This window comes from Segatella copri (assembly GCF_026015465.1).
In the GTDB taxonomy this organism is placed as follows: domain Bacteria; phylum Bacteroidota; class Bacteroidia; order Bacteroidales; family Bacteroidaceae; genus Prevotella; species Prevotella copri_E.
The window spans coordinates 723444-745811 of the sequence record NZ_JAPDUQ010000001.1; the positions used below are offsets into that span (position 1 = coordinate 723444).

General features: G+C 46.2%; 22 protein-coding genes, 1 tRNA gene and 1 pseudogene. 12 read left to right on the plus strand and 12 right to left on the minus strand.

Annotated elements, in window-relative coordinates:
- Positions 1-63: 63 nt before the first annotated feature.
- Both ONT08_RS03140 and ONT08_RS03145 read right to left on the minus strand, forming a co-directional pair.
- Positions 64-804: a biotin--[acetyl-CoA-carboxylase] ligase gene (locus ONT08_RS03140; protein WP_119236411.1), complete on the minus strand. Its 741-nt coding sequence runs from the start codon at positions 802-804 to the stop codon at positions 64-66.
- Positions 805-841: 37 nt separating this feature from the next.
- Complete coding sequence (locus tag ONT08_RS03145; RefSeq protein ID WP_118201214.1) at positions 842-1216, minus strand: YraN family protein; 375 nt, start codon at positions 1214-1216, stop codon at positions 842-844.
- 103 nt (positions 1217-1319) lie between these two features.
- On the opposite strand from ONT08_RS03145, the gene ONT08_RS03150 reads away from it, so the two are divergent.
- Positions 1320-1766 carry a nucleoside deaminase gene (locus ONT08_RS03150; protein WP_254974114.1) on the plus strand — a complete coding sequence of 149 codons (447 nt, stop codon included), beginning with the start codon at positions 1320-1322 and terminating at the stop codon, positions 1764-1766.
- On the opposite strand, the gene ONT08_RS03155 is transcribed toward ONT08_RS03150, so the two are convergent.
- Positions 1767-2618 (minus strand): hypothetical protein, encoded by an 852-nt coding sequence (locus ONT08_RS03155; RefSeq protein ID WP_264959228.1) that lies wholly within the window; start codon positions 2616-2618, stop codon positions 1767-1769. It lies immediately after the preceding gene.
- Between the two features lie 70 nt (positions 2619-2688).
- Positions 2689-3453, minus strand: coding sequence for a 16S rRNA (cytidine(1402)-2'-O)-methyltransferase (rsmI, locus tag ONT08_RS03160; protein ID WP_022122104.1), 765 nt, complete (start codon positions 3451-3453; stop codon positions 2689-2691).
- A 95-nt stretch (positions 3454-3548) separates the two neighbouring features.
- Here rsmI and ONT08_RS03165 point away from each other — a divergent pair, with 95 nt between their 5' ends.
- The 4 genes from ONT08_RS03165 (at position 3549) to ONT08_RS03180 (ending at position 7165) form a co-directional block, all read left to right on the plus strand.
- A complete protein-coding gene (locus tag ONT08_RS03165) occupies positions 3549-4133 on the plus strand; it encodes a thymidine kinase (protein WP_006847860.1) in 585 nt (194 codons plus the stop codon).
- A gap of 14 nt (positions 4134-4147) precedes the next feature.
- The gene (locus tag ONT08_RS03170) at positions 4148-5275 is read left to right on the plus strand and encodes an AI-2E family transporter (protein ID WP_006847861.1); all 1128 of its coding nucleotides are present in this window, start codon (positions 4148-4150) and stop codon (positions 5273-5275) included.
- Positions 5276-5353: 78 nt separating this feature from the next.
- A tRNA-Lys gene (locus ONT08_RS03175) sits at positions 5354-5426 on the plus strand.
- Positions 5427-5608: 182 nt separating this feature from the next.
- Positions 5609-7165, plus strand: coding sequence for an IS1182 family transposase (locus tag ONT08_RS03180; RefSeq protein WP_118200255.1), 1557 nt, complete (start codon positions 5609-5611; stop codon positions 7163-7165).
- A gap of 247 nt (positions 7166-7412) precedes the next feature.
- Here the strand turns inward: ONT08_RS03180 and ONT08_RS03185 are convergent, their stop codons facing one another.
- Positions 7413-8297, minus strand: a complete 885-nt coding sequence (locus ONT08_RS03185) for a DNA/RNA non-specific endonuclease (protein ID WP_264959229.1) — start codon at positions 8295-8297, stop codon at positions 7413-7415.
- A gap of 429 nt (positions 8298-8726) precedes the next feature.
- Between ONT08_RS03185 and ONT08_RS03190 the strand changes: the two genes are divergently transcribed.
- Positions 8727-9419, plus strand: coding sequence for a DUF4840 domain-containing protein (locus ONT08_RS03190; RefSeq protein ID WP_264959230.1), 693 nt, complete (start codon positions 8727-8729; stop codon positions 9417-9419).
- 316 nt (positions 9420-9735) lie between these two features.
- Entirely contained in the window at positions 9736-9852 is a 117-nt protein-coding gene (locus ONT08_RS03195) for an AraC family transcriptional regulator (protein ID WP_254974158.1), read from the plus strand.
- A 143-nt stretch (positions 9853-9995) separates the two neighbouring features.
- On the opposite strand, the gene ONT08_RS03200 is transcribed toward ONT08_RS03195, so the two are convergent.
- The 4 genes from ONT08_RS03200 to ONT08_RS03215 all read right to left on the minus strand — a co-directional run bounded on the left by ONT08_RS03200 (position 9996) and on the right by ONT08_RS03215 (position 12291).
- Positions 9996-10895, minus strand: a complete 900-nt coding sequence (locus ONT08_RS03200; RefSeq protein WP_264959231.1) for an Rpn family recombination-promoting nuclease/putative transposase — start codon at positions 10893-10895, stop codon at positions 9996-9998.
- A gap of 236 nt (positions 10896-11131) precedes the next feature.
- Positions 11132-11560, minus strand: coding sequence for an N-acetylmuramoyl-L-alanine amidase (locus ONT08_RS03205; RefSeq protein WP_264959232.1), 429 nt, complete (start codon positions 11558-11560; stop codon positions 11132-11134).
- 10 nt (positions 11561-11570) lie between these two features.
- Entirely contained in the window at positions 11571-11675 is a 105-nt protein-coding gene (locus ONT08_RS03210; RefSeq protein WP_181977238.1) for a smalltalk protein, read from the minus strand.
- Between the two features lie 25 nt (positions 11676-11700).
- Positions 11701-12291 (minus strand): HU family DNA-binding protein, encoded by a 591-nt coding sequence (locus ONT08_RS03215; protein WP_264959233.1) that lies wholly within the window; start codon positions 12289-12291, stop codon positions 11701-11703.
- Between the two features lie 775 nt (positions 12292-13066).
- On the opposite strand from ONT08_RS03215, the pseudogene ONT08_RS03220 reads away from it, so the two are divergent.
- Positions 13067-13153, plus strand: a pseudogene (locus tag ONT08_RS03220) (DUF4248 domain-containing protein); the annotation flags it as partial.
- Between the two features lie 87 nt (positions 13154-13240).
- Here the strand turns inward: ONT08_RS03220 and xylE are convergent.
- Positions 13241-14692, minus strand: a complete 1452-nt coding sequence (gene xylE / locus ONT08_RS03225; protein WP_118086164.1) for a D-xylose transporter XylE — start codon at positions 14690-14692, stop codon at positions 13241-13243.
- A 206-nt stretch (positions 14693-14898) separates the two neighbouring features.
- Between xylE and ONT08_RS03230 the strand changes: the two genes are divergently transcribed.
- The 4 genes from ONT08_RS03230 to ONT08_RS03245 all read left to right on the plus strand — a co-directional run bounded on the left by ONT08_RS03230 (position 14899) and on the right by ONT08_RS03245 (position 18959).
- Positions 14899-15855, plus strand: a complete 957-nt coding sequence (locus ONT08_RS03230; RefSeq protein WP_118201317.1) for a methylenetetrahydrofolate reductase — start codon at positions 14899-14901, stop codon at positions 15853-15855.
- Positions 15856-16968 carry an ATP-binding protein gene (locus ONT08_RS03235; RefSeq protein ID WP_118415675.1) on the plus strand — a complete coding sequence of 371 codons (1113 nt, stop codon included), beginning with the start codon at positions 15856-15858 and terminating at the stop codon, positions 16966-16968.
- A gap of 102 nt (positions 16969-17070) precedes the next feature.
- A complete protein-coding gene (gene ricT, locus ONT08_RS03240) occupies positions 17071-18456 on the plus strand; it encodes a PSP1 domain-containing protein (protein WP_264959234.1) in 1386 nt (461 codons plus the stop codon).
- Between the two features lie 20 nt (positions 18457-18476).
- Entirely contained in the window at positions 18477-18959 is a 483-nt protein-coding gene (locus tag ONT08_RS03245) for a gliding motility lipoprotein GldH (protein ID WP_022120428.1), read from the plus strand.
- Positions 18960-19002: 43 nt separating this feature from the next.
- Here the strand turns inward: ONT08_RS03245 and rodA are convergent, their stop codons facing one another.
- Both rodA and mrdA read right to left on the minus strand, forming a co-directional pair.
- On the minus strand, positions 19003-20466 hold the full coding sequence (gene rodA, locus ONT08_RS03250) for a rod shape-determining protein RodA (RefSeq protein ID WP_117587738.1): 1464 nt from the start codon (positions 20464-20466) through the stop codon (positions 19003-19005).
- A 24-nt stretch (positions 20467-20490) separates the two neighbouring features.
- Complete coding sequence (mrdA, locus tag ONT08_RS03255) at positions 20491-22341, minus strand: penicillin-binding protein 2 (RefSeq protein WP_119236674.1); 1851 nt, start codon at positions 22339-22341, stop codon at positions 20491-20493.
- Positions 22342-22368 lie beyond the last annotated feature (27 nt).

Consider the following 22368-nt stretch of genomic DNA (forward strand, 5'->3'; position numbering starts at 1 on the left):
CAATTTACAGTTAACAGTTTATAGGGCGTAGCCTCCTATAAACCATTAACTATTAACTATTATCTATAAACTATTAACCAGGAACTTGATTTCTCCGAACGCATACGAGCGTATTACTCCCTTCTTGTCATGAAGGATGAGATGACCATCGTCCTCCACCTCTACGAAGGCACCCTCGAACTTACCGTCCTTATCCTCATACCAGTGATAGCCCTTGCGACGGTAGAGAGAAAGATGATAAATGCCCGACACATCCATATAGTCGGCACGACGCAGAAGTTCGTAGTATCTGCAGAAAGCCTCAATCACCTTCTGCAGCACCTCTTCCCTATCCACCTCATGACCCAGAATCTGAGCCAGAGATACAGGGTTGGGCGCATCGCTGTGGAACTCAGTCTGATTGACATCAATACCGATACCGAAGATGCAGCGCTTGATGCCCTTAGAGTCGATGACGGTCTCTATCAGCGTGCCACTGATTTTCTTGTCATACCAGTACACATCATTCGGCCATTTCAGCGTAATGCCGTCCGTATAGGAATCAAGAGCATCCTTCACGGCGAGCGCACCAGCCTCGGAAAGGAGGAACTGCTGGCGCAAAGGAACCCACTTAGGACACATCATTATACTGAAGAGGAGGTTCTTGCCCGGCTCGCTCTCCCAGGTATGCACGCCCTGTCCCCTGCCTGCTGTCTGATAGTCAGCAATGGCAATGGTTAGCGCATCTTCATCATAAGTACCCAAATTCTTCAGGAAGGCATTCGTGGAATCCACTTCCTTTAATCGTATAATCTTCTTTTCCATGTCTATATAATAATGTATAGCGATACACAACGGGTTGTCAAATCAGCAACGGGTTGAAGGCATCCACAAGATGCTCGATGCGTTTCACCTGATGGCCTACCCCTACCACGGTAACAACATCAAAGCGCAGCTCCCTATCTACCTTCTGTTCCTTGACGTAAGTATTGGCGGCTATTGCCAGATTACGCATCTTCTTGGCATCTACGGCTTCCTCGGGCTGCTGGTATTCTTCACCCGAACGGGTCTTTACTTCTACCACAACCAGCGTCTTTCCATCCGGCGAAACGGCAAGGATATCCAAATCCCGCTTGCCGGCTCTCCAGTCTCTGTCGATAACGACATAGCCTTCATTCTCGAGATAGAGAGTAGCCTCGTCTTCTCCCCATTTTCCTAATTCATTATGCTCTGCCATAGTCTATTTCCTTTATTTTGCATCAAAAGATGCATTTACCTTGCAAAAATAACAAAAAAAGTCCACACTTCAAACTTTTTTATGTAATTTTGCACGAAAAACAATGGAAGATAATAAGAATAAAGACGAAGCATACATGCGCCGTGCCCTGATGGAGGCTCAGGCGGCATTCGATGAAGACGAGATTCCGGTAGGCGCCATCATCGTTTGTAAAGACCGGATCATATCGCGTGCCCACAATCTTACGGAGATGCTGACCGATGTTACGGCTCATGCCGAAATGCAGGCAATCACTTCGGGAGCCAACATGCTGGGAGGAAAATACCTGAAAGACTGTACCCTCTACGTTACGGTAGAACCCTGCGTGATGTGCGCCGGAGCGCTGGGATGGGCACAGATCAGCCGCGTGGTATATGGTGCCAGCGACGAGAAAAGGGGGTATACAAAATATGCGCCCGATGCACTGCATCCTAAGACGACAATTACATCGGGCGTATTGGAAGATGAGTGCCGCGCACTCATGCAGGATTTCTTTCAGAGAAAGAGATAATTACTTAACGAGCACTACAAGATACTTGCTGGTGCTCCAGAAAATCTGTGGATTGGTGATGCGGAGAGTATACTGCTTGTTAGCATCACGTACCAATGCATAAGAGCTGGATGGGTGGGTAGTGAGCAACTTAGCCGACTTTGACATCAACTTGATTTCAGAAATGTTGCGGATATCAACCTTGGTGAAATAACTCTTGTTGAAATTACCGGTCATTACCTTACCAGCTTCCATGATATGCTGCTCCTTCAACTCCTTCTTGGTACCGAATACGTACCAGGCAGTGTTGAGCTGCTTGTCCTGTGCATTGATTGTCTCTGTCTTCTGGCTGCTTTCAGTAGTAAGACGAGAGGTCTTGGTATTCAGATTGTTGATAGTCTCGTCGAGCGCTGCAATATGAATATCCTTCTTATCCAACTCCTCGCGAAGCGCCTGAAGTTCCTTATCCTTCTGTGCAATCTGCTCCTGAAGGTTTGCGATGGCCTTCTTCAACTGGTCAGCCTGCAAAGAGCTGTTAGCCATCTGCTTCTGCAGTTTAGCCAGGAGTTCGCGGTTCTGCTGCATACGGGTAGCGATGAACTGAACATCCTCCTTGAGCTGCTGTCTCTTGTTGGCACCCTCACCGTTCTTCAGAATAGTTACTCTGTGTTCAGCCTCACTAATCTGGTTCAAACCGTCCTGGATTTCATTCAATGTACCCATCATATCGTTAATTTCGCTATCTTTCTGAGCGATGATACTGTTTAGCGAATCATTCTGCTGATTTGCCAAATCCTGGGTGTTGTTCTTGCCGTTGTTGCAACTGGTCAAGCAAAAAGCAGCTAAACATGCCGCAAATAATAGCTTTTTCATAATCATTTTCCTTTTTAATGTTTGATTTAAAAAATTATCTTTTCGCGTAAAACGCGTCGCTTCCTATACTTTATTCATTACTTTCTTCATCCCTGCGAGCCCCGTTTTTCTTCTGCCGGCGCTCTTCACGCTTCTTTTCCTTCATCTCCTCCTTGAGCTGTTTAGGATCTTTTCCTGCCAATACGATGACAAATTCGCCTCTTGGTTCTGTCTCCTCAAAATGAGCGATGACCTCGGCAAGCGTACCCCTCACACTCTCCTCGTGGAGTTTGGATATTTCACGACAACAGCTCACCTGTCTGTCATCCCCGAAAACCTCGGCAAACTGCTGCAAGGTTTTCACCACACGATAAGGCGACTCATAGAAAATCATGGTGCGCACCTCATCCTTCAATGATTCAAGATAGGTCTGTCTGCCCTTTTTCTGCGGAATGAATCCTTCGAAACAGAAACGGTCGCATGGCAAGCCCGATGAAACGATGGCAGGAATGCATGCCGTAGGTCCAGGCAAAGTCTGCACCGTAATGCCTGCCTTGGCTGCCTCGCGGGCGAGGTAAAAACCAGGATCGCTGATACCCGGTGTTCCGGCATCGCTGATCAAGGCAATGGTTTCGCCACCCTTCAGTCGCTCTACGATGGCAGAAGAGGTGCCATGTTCGTTAAACTTATGGTGAGCCACTAATCGATTTCTGATATCGAAATGCTTCAGCAGGACACTCGATGTTCGAGTGTCCTCAGCGAGTACCAAATCCGCTTCTTTCAGTATGCGAATGGCTCGCATTGTCATGTCCTCCATGTTACCAACAGGAGTCGGAACGATGTATAATGTGCCCATACTGTCCGCAAATGTAGTTAATTAATCTTTCTTAGCAAAAAAAAAACGCATTTCTTTGCATTTTTTAAAACCTTATTATTAATTTTGCCCCCGAAATGACAGAAAATCTAATTGGGGAGGCACACCGTCCCGGAAGAATTGAAGTGGTGTGCGGATCGATGTTCTCCGGAAAAACAGAGGAATTGATCCGAAGAATGAAGCGTGCGAAGTTCGCCAAGCAGAAGGTGGAAATCTTTAAGCCGGCGCTTGACACTCGTTACTCCGAGGAAGATGTAGTGAGCCATGATCAGAACTCTATCCGGTCTACTCCTATTGAGTCCTCTGGATCGATACTGCTATTGGCTTCTGATATCGACGTGGTGGGTATCGATGAAGCCCAGTTCCTGGACAATGGGCTCGTGGAGGTTTGCAACGAACTTGCCAACCGTGGCGTGAGAGTTATCGTGGCAGGACTGGATATGGACTTCAAGGGAGTTCCCTTCGGTCCGATTCCTGCTCTCTGTGCCATCGCCGACGAGGTGACCAAGGTTCATGCCATCTGCGTAAAGTGCGGATCGGTTGCCTATGTGAGCCACCGGTTGGTCAATAACGACAAACGGGTGCTCCTGGGCGAGAAAGATGAATACGAGCCACTCTGCAGGGAATGCTACCAGAAGGCGATTCTTAACGAAAAATTATAACAAAAGGAACAGTTATGGGAAAGGAGATTACATTTGATAAATTTATAAGATGGGCGGGGGTTACCCTCATCGTACTGGCCGTGCTCTACATGACCAATTATCTGAGCAGCGTACTGCTGCCATTCTTCATTGCATGGTTTTTCGCTTACCTGCTCTATCCGGTCGTGAAGTTTATCGAAAACAAACTCCACGTCAGAATACGTGCGCTGTCTATCCTCATCGCCATGGGAACGGCTATCGCTGTTATAGGAGGCGTACTGTGGCTCATCATCCCTCCGATGATTGACCAGTTTGACAAACTCGGTGAGGTGTTGACACGATGGCTGCATCAGACGACTCATACCAACAACCTGACGGCGCTGATCAAAGACTGGCTGCAGGCCAACCAGGAACAGATAGAGCATTTTCTGAAAAGCAAGGACTTCAGCGATGCCATCAAGACTACCATGCCTAAGGTCTTCTCGGTAGTCAGCCAGACGGCAACGGTACTGATGAGTATCGTGGCATCGATGATTACCTTATTATATATGTTCTTCATCCTGCTCGATTATGAGACGCTGACAGCCAACTGGGTGAGAATCTTCCCTAAGAAGAACCGTCCGTTCTGGAGTGCGCTGATGAAGGATGTGGAGCGCGAGCTCAACAACTATATCCGTGGTCAGGGACTGGTAGCGCTCTGTATGGGCATCATGTTCTGCATCGGTTTTACCATCATCGGTTTCCCGATGGCGATAGGTCTGGGTATTCTCATCGGCATCATGGACCTGGTTCCGTATCTCCATACCTTCGCCCTCATCCCTACGGCATTCCTTGCCATGCTGAAGGCTGCCGACACAGGTCAGAACTTCTGGCTGGTATTCGGTCTGGCAGTTCTGGTGTTCTGTGTGGTGCAGGTCATCACCGACATGGTAGTTACCCCGAAGATCATGGGTAAGGCGATGGGATTGAATCCAGCCATTCTCCTCTTGAGTCTCTCGGTTTGGGGTGCACTTCTGGGCTTCCTGGGATTGATTGTAGCCCTTCCGCTCACAACGCTCATCATAGCCTACTGGCAGCGGTATGTAACGAAGGAGAAGCCGCAATATCATGAAGAAACGGGCGAAAATGTCCCGATTTCAGATAAAAATGAAGAAAATCAGTAAAAATATGGCAAAATATTTGGTTATTTCAGATTTTTGCCGTACCTTTGCACTCGCTTTTGAAACATAAAGCAGAAGATTGACTCGCTAGCTCAGCTGGTAGAGCACAACACTTTTAATGTTGGGGTCATGGGTTCGAGCCCCATGCGAGTCACAGATCTTCAAGAAAAGAGGGTGTGTCATAAGTCTGTGACGCACCCCTTTTTATTTTTTGCCTTTTCACAGATACGAAATCTTTAAAAAACATTTTTATTTACAACAAAGCCCAAACTTTCACAAGCTCGGGCTTTGCCTTTCCGCAAAAGATTTGTATCTTTGCAGAAAACTTCTTTAAGTATGGCAAAGATACAAATAAAATCTGAAACTCGGCACGAATTGAGCTTTTTTCCTAACTCTTTCGATGATTATGTGCCAAAAGACAGCAAAGTTCGTATGGTGGATCGTATTGTTCGCAGTATGGACATCAACCCTCTCATGGATACCTATGATGGGATTGGTGCTCCTCCTTACAGTCCGAAGATGCTTCTAAGTTTAGTTGTTTTTGCCTATATCAATGGCGTTTATTCCTGTCGTGGCATAGCGGACGCACTTAAATACGATGTTCGCTATATGTGGATTTGTGGAGGTAAGCAATTATCTTTCGCAACAATCAACCGCTTTAGATCCAATCATATGATTAAATGCATCGACTTTTATTTTGATGCAGTCGTCTCCATATTGGTTGAAAAGGGCGTGATTAGTCTGGAGGAACAATATGTTGATGGCACTAAGATAGAGTCGAAAGCAAACAAGTACACGTTTGTATGGAAGAAGACTGTGGAAAAGAACAGGGCTAAGCTCTTGGAAAAGACCTCTGCTGCATTGGCTCAGATAAAAGAACAAATTCGCCTGAATGGCGGGAGTGACATTAAGGAAGAAGACAGCGAGCCAGCCACTTCCGCCAAGGATGTAGAGAGAAGTGCACGTTTGTGTGAGAGGCAAGCTAAGAACCTTCCTAAGGCAAAGCTTACAGGAAGAGAGAAGCAAAAGCTAAATACTCAGATAGATCACTTGTTCAAAGCCTCGGACAAACTGTGCGAGTATGAAAAATCACTGGATATACTGGGCGAGAGAAACAGTTACTCCAAGACTGATCCCGATGCGACCTTCATGCGCCTCAAGGAAGATGCCATGAACAATGGGCAGACAAAGCCTGCCTATAACCTTCAAATTGCGACAGAGAATCAATATTGGACGAATTTCGCCCTTTATCCCAATCCAACAGACACCCTGACCTTCAAGCCTTTTTTGGATAAGTACAAGAAAAGATATGGAAAGCAATCCAAGAGCGTCACCGCAGACTCAGGGTATGGCTCGGAGGAGAACTACGAGTACCTAGAGATGGAAGAAATGATGGGTTATGTAAAGTACAACTGGTTTCACAAGGAACAGCATAAGCCTTTCAAGGAGGATGCCTTCAACCAAGCGAACTTCTACTACAACAGGGATGATGACTATTATGTCTGCCCCATGGGACAACACATGGAACCTTGTGGACAACGGCAAACGAAAAGTGACTCCGGCTATGTGTCTGTCATTACATTATATAGAGCACAACGATGTGATGGATGTCCGCTTGGAAGTCTCTGCAAGAAATCCAAAGGCAACAGAACCATATATGTCAACCATAAACTGAATGCATATAAAAAGGAAGCCTTCCTGCTACTAACGTCTGAAGAGGGCTTGAAACACAGAAGCCAGCGACCGATAGAGCCGGAAGCTGTATTTGGGCAGATGAAGGCAGATATGCATTATAAGCGATTCAGGCATTTTGGAATGGACAAGGTTTACATGGATCTAGGATTGTTCGGAATGGGATTCAATTTGAAGAAATATTTGGGTATAAAACGATAAAACTCAATTTTGGTTGTTTTATCGTCAGGGATAACTATGCCCTTTTGTGAGCTTTGGGGCTGTTTTGTTATCGATAAAACAAGAAAAGTAAAGTTTCTATACAATATAATAAGATTCCCTTTGTGAAGAAAGACTACGATTCAACTAGAATATATAGAAACACACACAAAAAAAGGGTGCGTCACAGACTTATGACACACCCTCTTTTTTGTTATATCCTATTACCGGATACTGCAGAAATTCCTTTTTAAAACATTTCAGCCTTAGCCTCTACCCTCTTCTCAACATCATCCGGAAGCTGAGGGAAGAAATCATAGCCGGTGATACGCTCCACTTCATCCACTGAATTTACGAATTCCGTCTTCTTTCTGCCTTTCTGCGACTGGTTACGGCAGATAAAGCCGATGGCTTGCGGATTCTTGCCCGTATGAAGAACCACCTTGAAGAAGGCATCAGGCACTACCACCTTGTTCTTACCCAACTTGCGATGCTCCTTATTCAGAAATATCGGTCCGCAGACAATATAAACCTTACCATACTGCTTCGCCCAGTTGCGGCACTGCTGCTCTATCGTGTTCCATACCCCCGCATTCAGACTGTGGTTCTGCGGACACATATTGGTCATCAGGAAACATTCATCCATCGCCTGCTGACTCCATTTGTTGTCACCAGCCGGACACATGTGTCCCCTGTCCAAACCACTGTTGTAATAATCCTCCAAAGTACCCACGGGTGCCGGCATCTCCTCATCATCAGCAAACTTACCGCGCGGCAACTTACCAGAAGCATGCTCCCCCGTCAGCGCCCAGGCTACCCAATTCGGCTGTCGCGTATCATGATTATAAGATACCGTATAAGCCAACCGATGCTTGATGGTTTCAGATACCTTTAACTTAGATGCCGGAATCTCCAGCCCCTGCGCCTCCAGATTCGCACCCTCTCCAGCAGTTTCCTGCTTATTCTCTGCAGACGGTTCATCGCCCGCAGCATCAGCAGCCTCCTGCTTGTTCTCCTTTACAACAAGTGCCTGATCTTCTGTTGCCAGCGAAGAAATCTTCGGCAAGACAGAAAACGCCACTACTGCGGCTATCGCCAACAGCCAAATCTTAAATGTACCTACTTTCTTTTTCATATCAGATTCATCATTAATTCATTTTCCATGAGACTCAGAGTCTACACGATTCATTCCGCTTTTAGGTGAATAATCCCTAAAATCTCCACAAAAGTAGTATTTTTATGCGAAAAAGAGAAAGAAAATCATAAATTTCTTGCGTATTTCAAAATAAAAAACTAACTTTGCATCGCTATGTAAGACAAACCTAGACTTAATACAGTAAAAAGCTCAAACAACTAAGAACTGAAAGTCAGAGGTTACGATACATTGGCAAAAGTGCTCTATGAAATGGACAAGTGAAGAGCATTAACAGAGATTAACTAAAAGTGATGCAAGTTTCCCGCCTTTTCTTGTTTTATACAAGAACTGAAGTGCCTCGGGCAACTATATCGGGGTGCATTTAGGCTGAGAAATATGAGAAAATAAGAATCAAAATATAATAGCAAAATGAAAAAAATCAAATTATTCTCAATTGTAGCTGCCTTCGTTGCAGCTTTCGCATTCACTTCTTGTAATACAGGCGATGATAACAACAGCTATTATCAGCCGCTCACACAAGCAGAAAAGCAGACCTGCTATCTCAAGACATCAGGTAGCCGCATGAGCAAACTCGCTTACGTGAGCGACGAGAATGTTACAGAAAAAGACGGCAAAAAGGAATATCACGACACCTTAGATGTCTCTACATCTATCCACGGAGATGGCAAAGATACTGTAATGACTGTTAACAACTTCCCTGTAAAGATCTTTGCCCGTTACATTCCAGAAAATGTTGACACGAAAGACCTGAAGGAAGTATTGAAGAAATATGAGATGCCGGTTAGCTTCAAGAGTGTTGTATATTACTATACAGTTACACCTTTTATCCAGTTCATGCTCTTCCCTGATGCTATTACTGTAAACCTGGAATATGGTGGTGCAACACATAAGGTTAAGTTCTATTGCTATTCTAGCGGAAACAGCCAATATACTTTCGGACAAGTTACCCAGGATAAAAGCAAGGTTGAAGCTTATTTGGTTGTTTATGGTTACGAAGTTGATCCAAAGGATGAGAAGAAACCAAATCCTACAGCATTCAACTTTAATATGGCAGGAACTCAGTTGGCAAATGGAACACAGATTAAGTTCTTCGAGCCATAAAGTTCAGAGCAAAAGAAATAAAGAAGTAAGAAACTTACACTTACAAATATATATATGTTAATACTCTCTTAAAAATTAAACAAAAAAAGAAAACTATTAGAGGCGCAGTCTTCGTGAGAAGGTTGCGCCTTGTTGCATTTATACAAAGAATGCTTTTATTACTCATGAAAGTTCAGTTGAAAATCTTGCGAAACACTTTATTATTTGTTTTTTTATTAATATTTTAAGAACTTTTTTCTTTTTCTGAAATTATTATTGTAATTTTGCAAGCGCATTCATTATAAATCAGACATATCCAGACTATAGTAATGACATCATTTCTGCCGAATGTGGTTTCTCTGCCCGCACCTATCTGTACCGCATTTTCAAGTTAAAGGAAGGTTGTACTCCTACCGAATGGCGGGAGAAAATGGCTGAAAATCATTCGTATTGAATAAAAAAGTACTGATTTTATTCAATACGATGGATAAAATGAATAAAAAACGACAAGGGTCTATATACCACGATGAACAGGTGGCGTATAGACCCTTGATTATATGGAGATATTCGTAATCAACATCTCAGCTATTATATTTTTTATGAATTGCTCAGATTCTTAATGATTTCCAAAGGTAGCTGGGTAGCTTTGGCAACCTGTTCGGCAGAAAGTCCCATTGCCAGCAAACGTTGTGCTGTTTCTGTATTGGCCTCATGCTTGCCTTCTGCTCTACCTTTCTCCATGCCTTTCTCCATGCCTTTTTCCATACCTTCTTCCATTCCTTTCTGGTACCTGTCATCCAGGAGGGTTCTTTCAACACTTACCGAATCCCAAAACTTGTCGTAGGCTCTGAGTTCGGCATCTGTAAAGCCGGAAACTTCAAGATCTTCTACGGCTTTTCCAATCTCTGGGTCATTGAGCAGGTCGGCAGGAATCTCCTTCGTGTTGGAATTGATTTCTGTCAGGAAACGGAGCCACAAGACCATCATGCGCTTATCGGCAATGGAATGAGGAGTGAACTTAGGGAGTTCTATGAAGGTGAAATGCAAGCCCTCGATGACCTTATTGCTATCCTTATCATGCACGATGCGGTAGTTGTGGATGAAATCCGGAGTATCATGCGCAAAGATATCATTCACAAGATTCAGGGAATATACTGGTTGAAGTTCGCTGTATTTGCCTCCCTTTTTTGCCTGGCTTACATAGAGTTTGGATGCATTGAACAGTACTCGCTGCTGGAAAGCATCAGACCATTCCATCTGCATTTCCACGCAGAACTTCCTGCCTCTGACATCTGTGCAGAGTACATCCACTATGGTGTTCTTGCCCCCTTCGAGCTGAGGCACAAGTTCTGTAGGCAGATACTTTATCTCGTGTATCTGCTCCTCTTCGCTGAGTGGCAGGAGGGCGTTCAGAAGACTGATCAGTCTTTTAGGATGATTGCTGAATATCTTCTTGAACGTAAGGTCTGCCTTAGGATCTAAGTACTTCATAACCATCTGTTTTAAAATTCTATAGCGCAAAGTTACGGTTTTATTTTCATATCTGCAAGAGTTTTCTGGGAAAAGTTTCTGAAAAAGTTAGAGAATGGTGAATGTTGAGAGGTAAATGATGAATGTTGAATGAAAGAAATATGCGACAAAGGGGAAGGGCGCATCCGGATTGGATGCGCCCTAACTTGTTAAATAAATTCAGAGGGTTTCTGCTCATGAAAATCCCTCTTAAAGGAAGAGTATCAGGAAGCATCCAGAAGGTACTGGAGCTTCGTGGCATCAAAACATGGACAGGCTTTCTGAACGCCAGGCAAATCGCGATGACCCAGGATGGTCCGGATGCTCGGAAAACGGTGGTGAAGATCCTGAATCAGATGCTTCATCGACTCCTTCTGCTTAGGAGTGCGGGTGTCGCTGATGCAGCCCGATGGCGAAAGACCACCCTCGTAACAGATACCTATGCTGTGCGCATTGTAACCGATGGCATGAGAGCCCATACGCTCTACCGGGCGACAGGCATGCACCACTCCATCCAGCGTGATGTAGAAATGGTAGCCGATGTCAGTCCAGCCGTTGTTATGCACATGGTCGTAGCGCAGCATCTTCATCGTATAACGGTGATTGCAGCGGCTACCGCTGCAATGCACCACTATCATATCGATATCTCTCATAGGCATCCTTCTAAAGTCCACCTGCCGAAACGCCCAACGCCCCGAGGAGAGCTGTCAGTACGGTTACTGCAAACTTGATAATCTCATTCCATTTCTGCTTGTTCTTTTCTGTCATAATCTATTCTGTTTTAAAAGGTTAATTATTCTAATCCGTCTCCAGTGTTGCCTGTTCCGCCACCCGTGGTTTCGCCGCCAGTAGTGCTGCCGCCTGAGGTGTTGCCACCCGTGGTATCGCCGCCTGAAGAAGCATTGTCCTTGGCAGGCTTTTTCTTAGCCTCCTCGATGTCGAGGGTCTTGGCACCCTCCTTCTCAGCCTTGAGGGCAGCCTTCTGTACGGCACGTGATGCAACCTGCTCAAACTCCATACCCGTAAAGATGTTGGCAAGATCGCTACCCGGTATAAACTGGATGTTAACACCCTTGATGTTGATGTCGCTCTTAAATTCGGCTGCGGTTGCCGCACCCTCACTGGTAAGCTGGAGGCGGAACTTGCCCAACTCGCCGAAATCAATCTGGTTGCCTCGCTGCAACTCGATGACCATGTTCTCCTGCAAACTGATCAGAACGGCTGTTACATCCGCATAGGATACAGTGGTCTGCATAGCGATCAACTTCGCAAACTTCTTGAGCGAAATAGACTCGTTCATCTGAGCACGTGCGTAGAACTTAGGAACTCCTGCTTTGTCACCAAATTTTGACGCAAGCTTTACTAAACTGTAATTAATTGCCATAATACATAAAATTTTAAAATTGTGAATAATCATGTTGTGCACCGGTCTCTTCCCGAATGCTGATACAAAGATACAACATCGGCGGCGCCCCACTTGTCCACTTTGGTACGATAAGTACCAGTTGTGCACTATTTGGCTCAATTATGTATACTTTTGCATGCAAGCGTATGCAACAGAATACTGATATGGTTCAGTCAGCTACTCCAGATGGTTCTGTCAGCGAGTCAAGACGTCTCGATAAATCGACGGATACGACTCCGTTAGCCTACGTTGTCGAATCCTTAACCCGATGCAGTCGAATCCTTAACCTTGTCCAGACGTCTGCGTAACCCAGTGCAGCCATATCCTTAACCCGACGCAACCGCTTCAGTTGGTAAACGGAAGAACATCATTTTTTCACCTCATTTTGGTGGGCAATGACTATCAGGGCAATTTAGTCTTTCAGAGGGTACCATGAGGGCCAATAATAGGTACCATGAGGGCCAATCATGTATTTTCTGATATGCCCGAATGACTATCTTGGCGAATCTTAAAAATGCAAGACGCTGAATATCAGATAGTTAAATACTAATTTTTCTTTCCTATACTATACCAAGTATATTATATATATACATTTACATCTTTTACACTATACGTAATACGGGAGGAAAAAGATTTTTTTTCAACAAATCAGCTATTAAAATGCATTTTTTCTCTTCAAAAAATTGCATAAGTCTGAAATAAATATTACTTTTGCATCATAAAAAATATAAAGCTTATGAATTATTCCCAACGTATGTACAGCAAGACCGAGCTGGGTCTGCTCTACTTTCCCGACACAACCGACGGGGCGACAGCGCGCCGTCATATCATGATATGGATTAAGCGTTGCGAAGCCGGGGGCATAAAGAAAGACCGCCAGGCGTTTCTTTCTACGCCTGGCGGTCTAGATATTTCACAGAATAAGAACTTAGTTTTTCTTCCAAAGTTTGGTCATATCCTCCAGCGTCTTACCCTTGGTCTCAGGAACGAGCTTCCATACAAAGATGGCAGCGAGGATACAGATAACACCATACAGGCCATAGGTGAACCAATAACCCAGACTGTTAGCCATCGGAACGAAAGAGGTAGAAACAATCCAGTTGAAAATCCACTGGAAGGCTACGGCAATCGCTACGGCAGCACCACGAATCGTATTAGGGAATACCTCGGCAATAAGTACCCAGCAGATTGGTCCCCAAGAGAACATGAATGATGCAGAGTAAACCATGATGGATACCATGCACAACAACTGCAGATTAGGATTACCGAAGGTGATGGCTACACCGATGGCACCCAATGCCATGCCCAGAGAACCGGTAATGAGCAAAGGCTTACGTCCCAACTTCTCTACCGTAAAGATGGCTACACAGGTGAAACCGAGGTTCACGATACCATTGAATACGGTCAATACCATCGGATTGTCAAAGCCCATAGCCTCATAGATACGAGGAGCATAATAGAGCACGGCATTGATACCTACAGCCTGCTGGAATACGGAAAGCATCACACCTACGAAGATACAGAGCACACCGTAAGTAAGCAGTTTCTCCTTCTTCTCAGTAACCGTATTCTTGATGTCATCCAAAATCTTCTTAGCCTCCTCAGCACCATTGATGCGAGCCAGGATACGCTCAGCCTTCGCATCCTGACCAACCATGGCAAGATAACGGGGAGTCTCAGGAACAAAGCAGATAAGCAGAGCAAACAAACCCGCAGGAACCATCTCAGAACCAAACATATAGCGCCATCCGGTTTCAATAGCCCAGGCAGCCTCGCCACCATTCAGAATCTGGTTCATACCATTGCCCACACTCTGAATAGCAGGAGCAATATGATCGCCAAGAATGAAGAAGTTGACGAAATAAACCACCAGCTGACCGAAGATGATGGCAAACTGGTTCCAGCTGACCAACATACCACGGATGTTACTAGGCGCAATCTCACCGATATACATCGGACATACAGCAGATGCCAGACCCACACCGATACCGCCAATCACACGATAGAGGTTGAACACGATGAGAAGCGTAAGATTAGGTTCGCCCTTTGGCAACACCAAAGACTCAGGACACATAGATCCCCATGCAGAGATGAAGAACATCACACCCGCAAAGATCAGCGAACGCTTACGGCCCCAGTTAGAAGCCAGCACACCCGAAAGCGCCGAACCGATGATACAACCAATCAGGGCACTGGAAGAAGTGAATCCATGCCAGAAATCGGTATAGGTGAAATCCTCAGCACCCATGAAGAATGCCTGCAAACCCTTCTCGGCTCCCGAGATTACCGCGGTATCATAACCGAAAAGCAAGCCGCCCAAAACGGCTACCATCACAATTGAAATAAGATAGGCTCTAGAGCCTGTTTGTTTTTGTTTCATTATTTTTTAGGTTTAAATTTTAATCACTTTTCTGTAGAATAGCGTAGCATTTACCGGCAGGAAATCTTCTTTTTTCATGTCAAAAATCAATCTCCACCTAATAATATACGTTTTTTCTTTATAAATATTACGTTCAACATGCGGTTTTCCCCTATTTTTTTTGTAAATTTGCACCAAAATAAGAAGAAACATAGAATTTAGGTAATATGAACATAGCAGATTTTCTACATCAGCAGGGCGATAAGCGAGGCTTTTCGTTCGAGGTTTTACCTCCGCTGAAAGGTAACGGAACAGCAGCACTCTTCCGTACCATCGATGCGCTGAGCGAGTTTGGTCCTCGCTTTATCAACATCACTACGCACCATAGCGAGTATGTATACAAGGAACTGGAAAACGGTCTCCTCACTCGCCAGCGTGTGCGCCGCCGCCCGGGCACCGTGGCCATCGCAGGCGCTATACAGAATAAGTACGACATACCTGTCATCCCTCATATTATCTGCAGCGGTGCTACGAAGGAAGACATCGAGTACGAACTGCTCGACCTCCAGTTTCTGGGCATCAGCAACATTCTCGTTCTGCGAGGAGACAAGGCGAAAGAAGACCGGCAGTTTACACCAACCGAGAACGGTCATACCCATGCCACCGACCTCCTGAAGCAGGTGAATCAGTTTAACGATGGTTTCTTCTTTGACGGCATACCCATCAAGCACCCGGGCGACAAGTTCTGCTGCGGTGTAGCCTGCTATCCGGAGAAACATGAAGAGGCGCCAAACCTCGAAATGGATATGCAGCATCTGCTGGAGAAACAACAGTTGGGCGCAGCGTATGCCGTTACCCAGCTCTTCTACGACAACGAGAAGTTCTATGCTTTCGTTGAAAAGGCTCGGCAGATAGGCGTAACCATCCCTATCATTCCTGCCATCAAGCCTTTCGCCAAGTTGAGCCAGCTCACAGTAGTGCCGAAAACCTTCCACTGCGATATTCCTGAAGAACTCGCACAGGAGGTATTGAAATGTAAAACTGACGAAGATGCCAAGCAGCTCGGTATCGAGTGGACTACCGCTCAGGTGCAAGATCTCTTCGAACATGGTTACAACAATGTTCACTTCTTCACCGTATCGGCTGTAGACAGCGTCAAGCAAATAGCAAAAATTCTGTTTTAAATGCAAAGAAATGAAGTTATAGGTCAGCAAGAAGTATGGAACCGTCTCATGGAGATGGTTCAGGAGAACCGTTTGCCCCATGCGCTGATGTTCTGCGGCCCGCAGGGTTGCGGCAAACTGGCGATGGCACTGGCTTTTGCCAGCTATCTTCTGGGCGATTCACCGATGCTCAGGAAATGGGAACATCCGGATCTCCACTTCACCTTTCCTACCATCAAGACCGCCAATATGGGCAGCGAACACAAACCGGTGAGCCTCGACTTCATCAAGGAATGGAGAGAGCTGCTGCTTTCTAAAGGTCCCTACATCCAGATTAGCGACTGGATGCTGAAGATGGGCAAGACGGATGCCGACTATAACAAACAGGCTATCATCACTGCCGAAGAAACCGATGCCATCTCTCACGAACTGATGATGATGTCGAGTCAGGGCGGATATAAGATAAGTCTGATATGGCTCCCGGAACGTATGAACATACAGAGTGCCAACAAGATACTGAAACTGCTGGAAGAGCCGCCACGCCAGACGGTGTTCCTGCTGGTAAGCGAGAATCCGGAACTGCTGCTCGAAACCATCAGAAGCCGTACGCAGCGTATCGACTTCAAGAAGATAGAAACCGCTGAGATGGAAAAAGCGCTGATAGAACGGAGGGCGCTGGAGCCAGACATGGCACACCGCATAGCCCGTATCGCCAACGGCAACTGGAACCTCGCACTCGAAGAACTGGATGCAGGAAACGAAAACCGGCAGCATCTCGACATGTTCATCATGCTGATGCGACTGGCTTACATGCGCAAGATTGGTGACCTCAAGAAGTGGACCGATGTGATAGCAACCTTCGGAAGAGAAAAGCAGAAACGCATGCTCGACTACTTCATGCACATGCTCAGAGAAAGTTTCATGTACAACTTCCGGAATCCGGAACTGAGCTACATGACGCAGGATGAGGAGAACTTTGCCAAGAACTTTGCCCGCTTCATCAACGAGGCAAACATCATTGACATCTCCAACCTCTTCGAAGACAGCAAGCGCATGATTTCGCAAAATGCCAATGCCAAAATCGTTTTCTTCGATATGGCGCTCAAAATCATCGTACTCCTGCTAAGGAAGTGAAGAGTGAAGAACGAAGAGTGAAGAATTCAAATGAATAACGGGGCAGATGCCTGGTCATTATTCATTGTACATTATAAATTAGACATTATAAATTAGACGATCGTGGATTACAAAAATATGAAATTCAGGATGTGTAACGGCTGCGACCGTGGTCTGTGCGCTAAGGGTGTAGGAAGACAGAACAGACAGCTCAACACATACGACTGGCTTGCCGATGTACCCGGCAATGCTGAAAGTACTGACCTCGTGGAGGTACAGTTCAAGAATACCCGTAAGGGATATTATCACAATGTGAATAACCTCGACCTGAAGAAGGGCGATATAGTGGCGGTAGAGGCTAACCCGGGTCATGACATCGGTGTGGTTACGCTGACCGGAAGACTGGTAAAACTCCAGATTAAGAAGGCAAACCTCAAGTCGCAGGATGATATCAAGCGTATCTACCGTATCGCCAAGCAGGTGGATCTTGACAAATGCAAGGAGGCTAAGAGCCGTGAACACGGCACCATGATCCAGAGCCGCCAGATTGCCAAAGATCTCGGACTGAAGATGAAAATAGGTGATGTAGAATATCAGGGAGACGGCAACAAGGCTATCTTCTATTACATCGCTGACGAACGTGTGGACTTCCGCCAGCTCATCAAGGTTCTTGCCGATACCTTCCATGTGCGCATTGAGATGAAACAGATCGGTGCGCGACAGGAAGCAGGCCGCATCGGTGGAACGGGTCCTTGCGGCAGAGAACTCTGCTGCGCTACCTGGATGAAGAACTTCATCAGCGTTAGCACCAATGCAGCACGCTACCAGGACATCTCTCTGAATCCTCAGAAACTTGCTGGTATGTGCGCCAAACTGAAGTGCTGTCTCAACTACGAGGTAGACAGCTATGTAGAGGCTAGCAGAAAGTTGCCTCCTAAGGATGCCGTACTGCAGACTGCCGACGGTGATTTCCATCAGTTCAAGGTGGATATCCTGGCAGGTCTTATCACCTACTCTTCTGACAAGAACCTTGCTTCCAACCTCGAAACCATCAGCATCGAGCGTGCCAAGGCTATCATCGAAATGAACCGTCAGGGCGAGAAGCCATTGAGTCTGCTGGAAGACGGTAAGGCAAAACCTGTAGCCAAGCCAACCGACCTGCTTGCCGAAGCTGATTTGAGCCGCTTTGACAAGGCTAAGAAAAAGAAGAAGAAGAAGAACAATAAGAACAAGGGACCTCGCCAGCTGGAGGGAGACAACAAGCCGCAGAAGAACGAGAACCGCGCGCAGAATGGCGACAACAAACCTCAGAAGAATGAAGGCAAGTCAAACAACCAGCGCCGCGACAACCGTAATCAGGGCAATCATCCTAAGGGTGACAACCGCCAGCCAAGAAACGACAGACGACCTAACAAGGGAAACAAGCCACAGGGTGGAAACAAGCCGCAAGGTAACAACACCCCTCAGAATGGCAACGCCCCACAAGGCAATAACGCCCCACAAGAATAAAGAATAGGAGCTAGAAAAAGATGAAAAAGACTGTTTATTTCATCGTTTTGACAGCGATCGTTCACATTCTCTCTGCCTGCAGCGGTTCGACCGTATACGATGAGTATGCCCATACACCGATTGCAGGATGGGAGAAGAACGACACCCTATCATTCGAAGTTTCACCTCTACTCGAGCCCGGGCATTACAAACAAAGCCTAGGACTTCGCATTACAGGTGCCTACCCGTTCATGGGACTTACGCTCATCGTAGAACAGACGGTTTATCACCGAAACAGAAAGATACCTGGCGAATGCAAGATAGATACGGTCAACTGCCAGCTGATTGACAACAACGGCGTGAGCAAAGGACAGGGTATCAGCTACTATCAGTATAACTTCCCTATCAACATCTATCAGATGCATCAGGGCGATTCCATACACGTAGCCATCAGACATGATATGAAAAGAGAAATCCTGCCCGGTGTGAGTGACATCGGCATCAAGATTTCAAAGATACAATAAAAAAAGAGTGAACAGATTCATCAACAATCTGTTCACTCTTTTTTTAACTTCTCACTAAGTTCCTACCCGCATCAATTCTCAAGAAGATGAAAAGAAGGATGGTAAATCCCCATAACGAACTGCCACCATAACTGAAGAACGGCAGCGGAATACCGATAACCGGTGTTAAACCCAACACCATTCCCACATTAATAAACAGGTGGAAGAGGAATACCGACAGGACACAATAGCCGTAGATACGCCCGAATTTATAAGGTTGCCGCTCAGCCAGATGCATCAACCGCAATATCAAAGCCAGGAAAAGCAGCAGCACGCCTGCCGAACCGAGGAAACCTTCCTCCTCGCCTACCGTACAGAAGATAAAGTCTGTATCCTGCTCAGGCACGAACTTCAGTTTGGTCTGCGTTCCATTGAGGAAACCTTTGCCCTGAAGTCCGCCGGAACCAATGGCAATCTCACTCTGATGCACGTTATATCCCGCACCTGCCAAATCTTCATCCAGTCCCAGCAGTACGTTGATACGCACTCTCTGATGAGGTTCCATCACATGATTCAACACATAATCGGCAGAATAGAAGAAAGCGATACTTCCCAACGAAAAGATGGAGATGAGGAAGTAATTCCGGAACCGGGTTCTCAGTCCCTGATAAACCAGGAATCCGATGAGCATAGCACACAGGAAGAGTTGGATCCACACAATGTCGAACGGAATGACATAGGTAGAAAAGAGCACGAAGAGCAGCGTAATGCCTACCGAATAGGCAAGGATCATCAGTGCCTGTTTCCTATCGCCCGTATAGGAGTTCACCATGCCAGCCGTAAAAATCTGCACCAGTAGAAGCACTACAAACTTACCCACAGAAGTATAGGTATCCCACATCATCACGTTCTCATACTTCACACCCACTACGAAGTAAGCCACCATCGACACGCCGGTAAAGAGAATGGCACCCGGCATTCCTTCGCGGTAAAGCATGAGGAAGAATGAAAGATAAACCAGGGCAGAACCCGTTTCGCGCTGACCTACGATACAGAGCATCGGCAGAACGATAATGCCTACGGCTGCCATGAAATGCTTCAGGTTCTGCATACTGAAACCATAGCTTGACATAAACTTGGCTACCGCCAGAGCCGTAGCAAACTTACCAAACTCAGCCGGTTGCAGTCGGAGCGGTCCCAACACCAGCCAGGAGTGGGAACCCTTGATGCTATGCGGATTGAATATCGTAGCAAAGAGCAAGAGTATCAGGACGCCATAGATGACATACGAGAAGGTATCGTAAAACCGGTCATCAAGCAGCAGGATTACCAATCCCAGTGCTATGGATGTGCCAATCCATATAATCTGCATACCCGAGCGGGCACCCAGACTGAATATCTCGTTGTCACCATAGTTATAGCTGGCTCCACAGACGCTCACCCATCCGAAGATGAGGAGTACCAGATAAATACCTATCGTCCACCAGTCAAGTGAAGCAAGCACACTAGGTTGTTTATTATCGATCATAATCTATAAACTATTAACTGAAAACTATCTACTGCTTAATCCGTAGGCGATTCTACGGGCCTGCATCTCTGCAGCCCTATGCTCAGAATCAGGAGATAACTTACCCTTGAGATACTGTTCCATCATCAGACCACCGATAGGCACACCATAGTCAGCACCCCAACCACCATTCTCTACATACACGGCAATGGCAATCTTCGGGTTGTTCATCGGAGCAAAGCCCATGAATACAGAGTGGTCATGGCCACGGTTCTGTGCCGTACCCGTCTTGCCGCAAGGTTCGAAATCGTAGCGGCCGAGCATCTTACAGGTTCCCTTCAGCGCCGAACTTCTCATACCGGCTACCACATAGTCGTAAGCCCGGCGGGAAGCCTTGGTATAATGGCGTCGGGTATAGAGCGTATCAAGCGGTTCGCCCTTTACCTTTCTCACTACATGAGGCACATAATAGTATCCCCTGTTGGCAATGGTAGCACCCAGGTTAGCTATCTGCAACGGCGTGAGGTTAACCTCACCCTGACCGATAGAAATACTGATTACCGTCAGTCCGTTCCATGAACCATTATAAGCCTTATCATAGAACTGTGCATTCGGAATCAGACCGCGTTTCTCGCCAGGCAAGTCGATGCCCAACTTATATCCGAATCCCATGCTCACCATATAATTTTTCCATACGGTCATCGCATTCTGTACGCTGCCATACTTCTTGCGGTTACCTATCATATAGTAAAGACCCCAACAGAAGTAACCGTTACAAGAGGTACTGATGGCATCAACCAGCGAAATAGGCGACGGGTGACCATGACAGCCCACATGCAGACCCTTATAAGAGAAACCATGATTACATGGGAATGCTGTTCCCGGTGTGATGATACCTTCTGTAAGATAAGTCAGCGCCTGGCTGGTCTTAAAGGTAGAACCCGGAGGATACTGACCCTGAATACTACGGTTCAGGAGCGGTTTCCAAGGATTATGCGAGAGCCACTTGTGCATCTTACCGCGGTTTCTACCCACCAGACGTCTTGGATCGTAAGAAGGAGAAGAAACCATAGCCAGCACATCGCCCGTTCTAGGATCGATGGCAACGATACTGCCGATTTTACCCTGGAGCAGACGTTCGCCCAAGGCTTGCAACTTGACATCCAATCCCAGCGTCAAGTCCTTTCCAGCCACAGGTTTCTGGTCGAGTTTACCATTCTGATAGCTACCCTGTATTCTTCCGTGGGCATCTCTCAGCATGATCTTCACACCCTTCTCACCACGCAGCTGCTTCTCATAAAACTTCTCGATACCCAGTTTTCCGATATAGTCACCAGCCTGATAGTAGTCATCATCTTCAATATCGCTTTGCGAAACCTCACCCACATCACCCAGCACATGGGCTGCATAAGGGTAGGTATATTCTCTGACGGTACGTTTCTGGACATAGAAACCGGGGAATCGGAACATCTTCTCCTGGAACACACTGAAATCCCGGTCGCTCAGCTGTCCCATAAAAAGCTGCTGGGTATAGCGCGAATAGCCCGGGTTTTTAGAGCGGTCCTTGATATCGTTCATTCGCTTGATAAAAAACTCTTTCGTGATACCCAGCGAATTACAGAAATCCATCGTATCAAGCCTGCCGCTCTCCTCGTTCATGACCACCATCAGATCGTAAGACGGCTGATTATACACCAGCAGCTTACCATTACGGTCGTAAATGGCACCACGGGCGGGAAACTCAATATGCTTCAAGAAGGCATTACTGTCGGCATTCTTCTTGTAGTCGTCGCTCATAATCTGAAGTGTAAACAAACGAATCATGTAAATGACCACAATAGCTATGGCCACTCCACCGATAACGAATCTACGTTTTTCAAGATTGTAATCCAACATACCTTATTATATATAGCAAACTAAAAA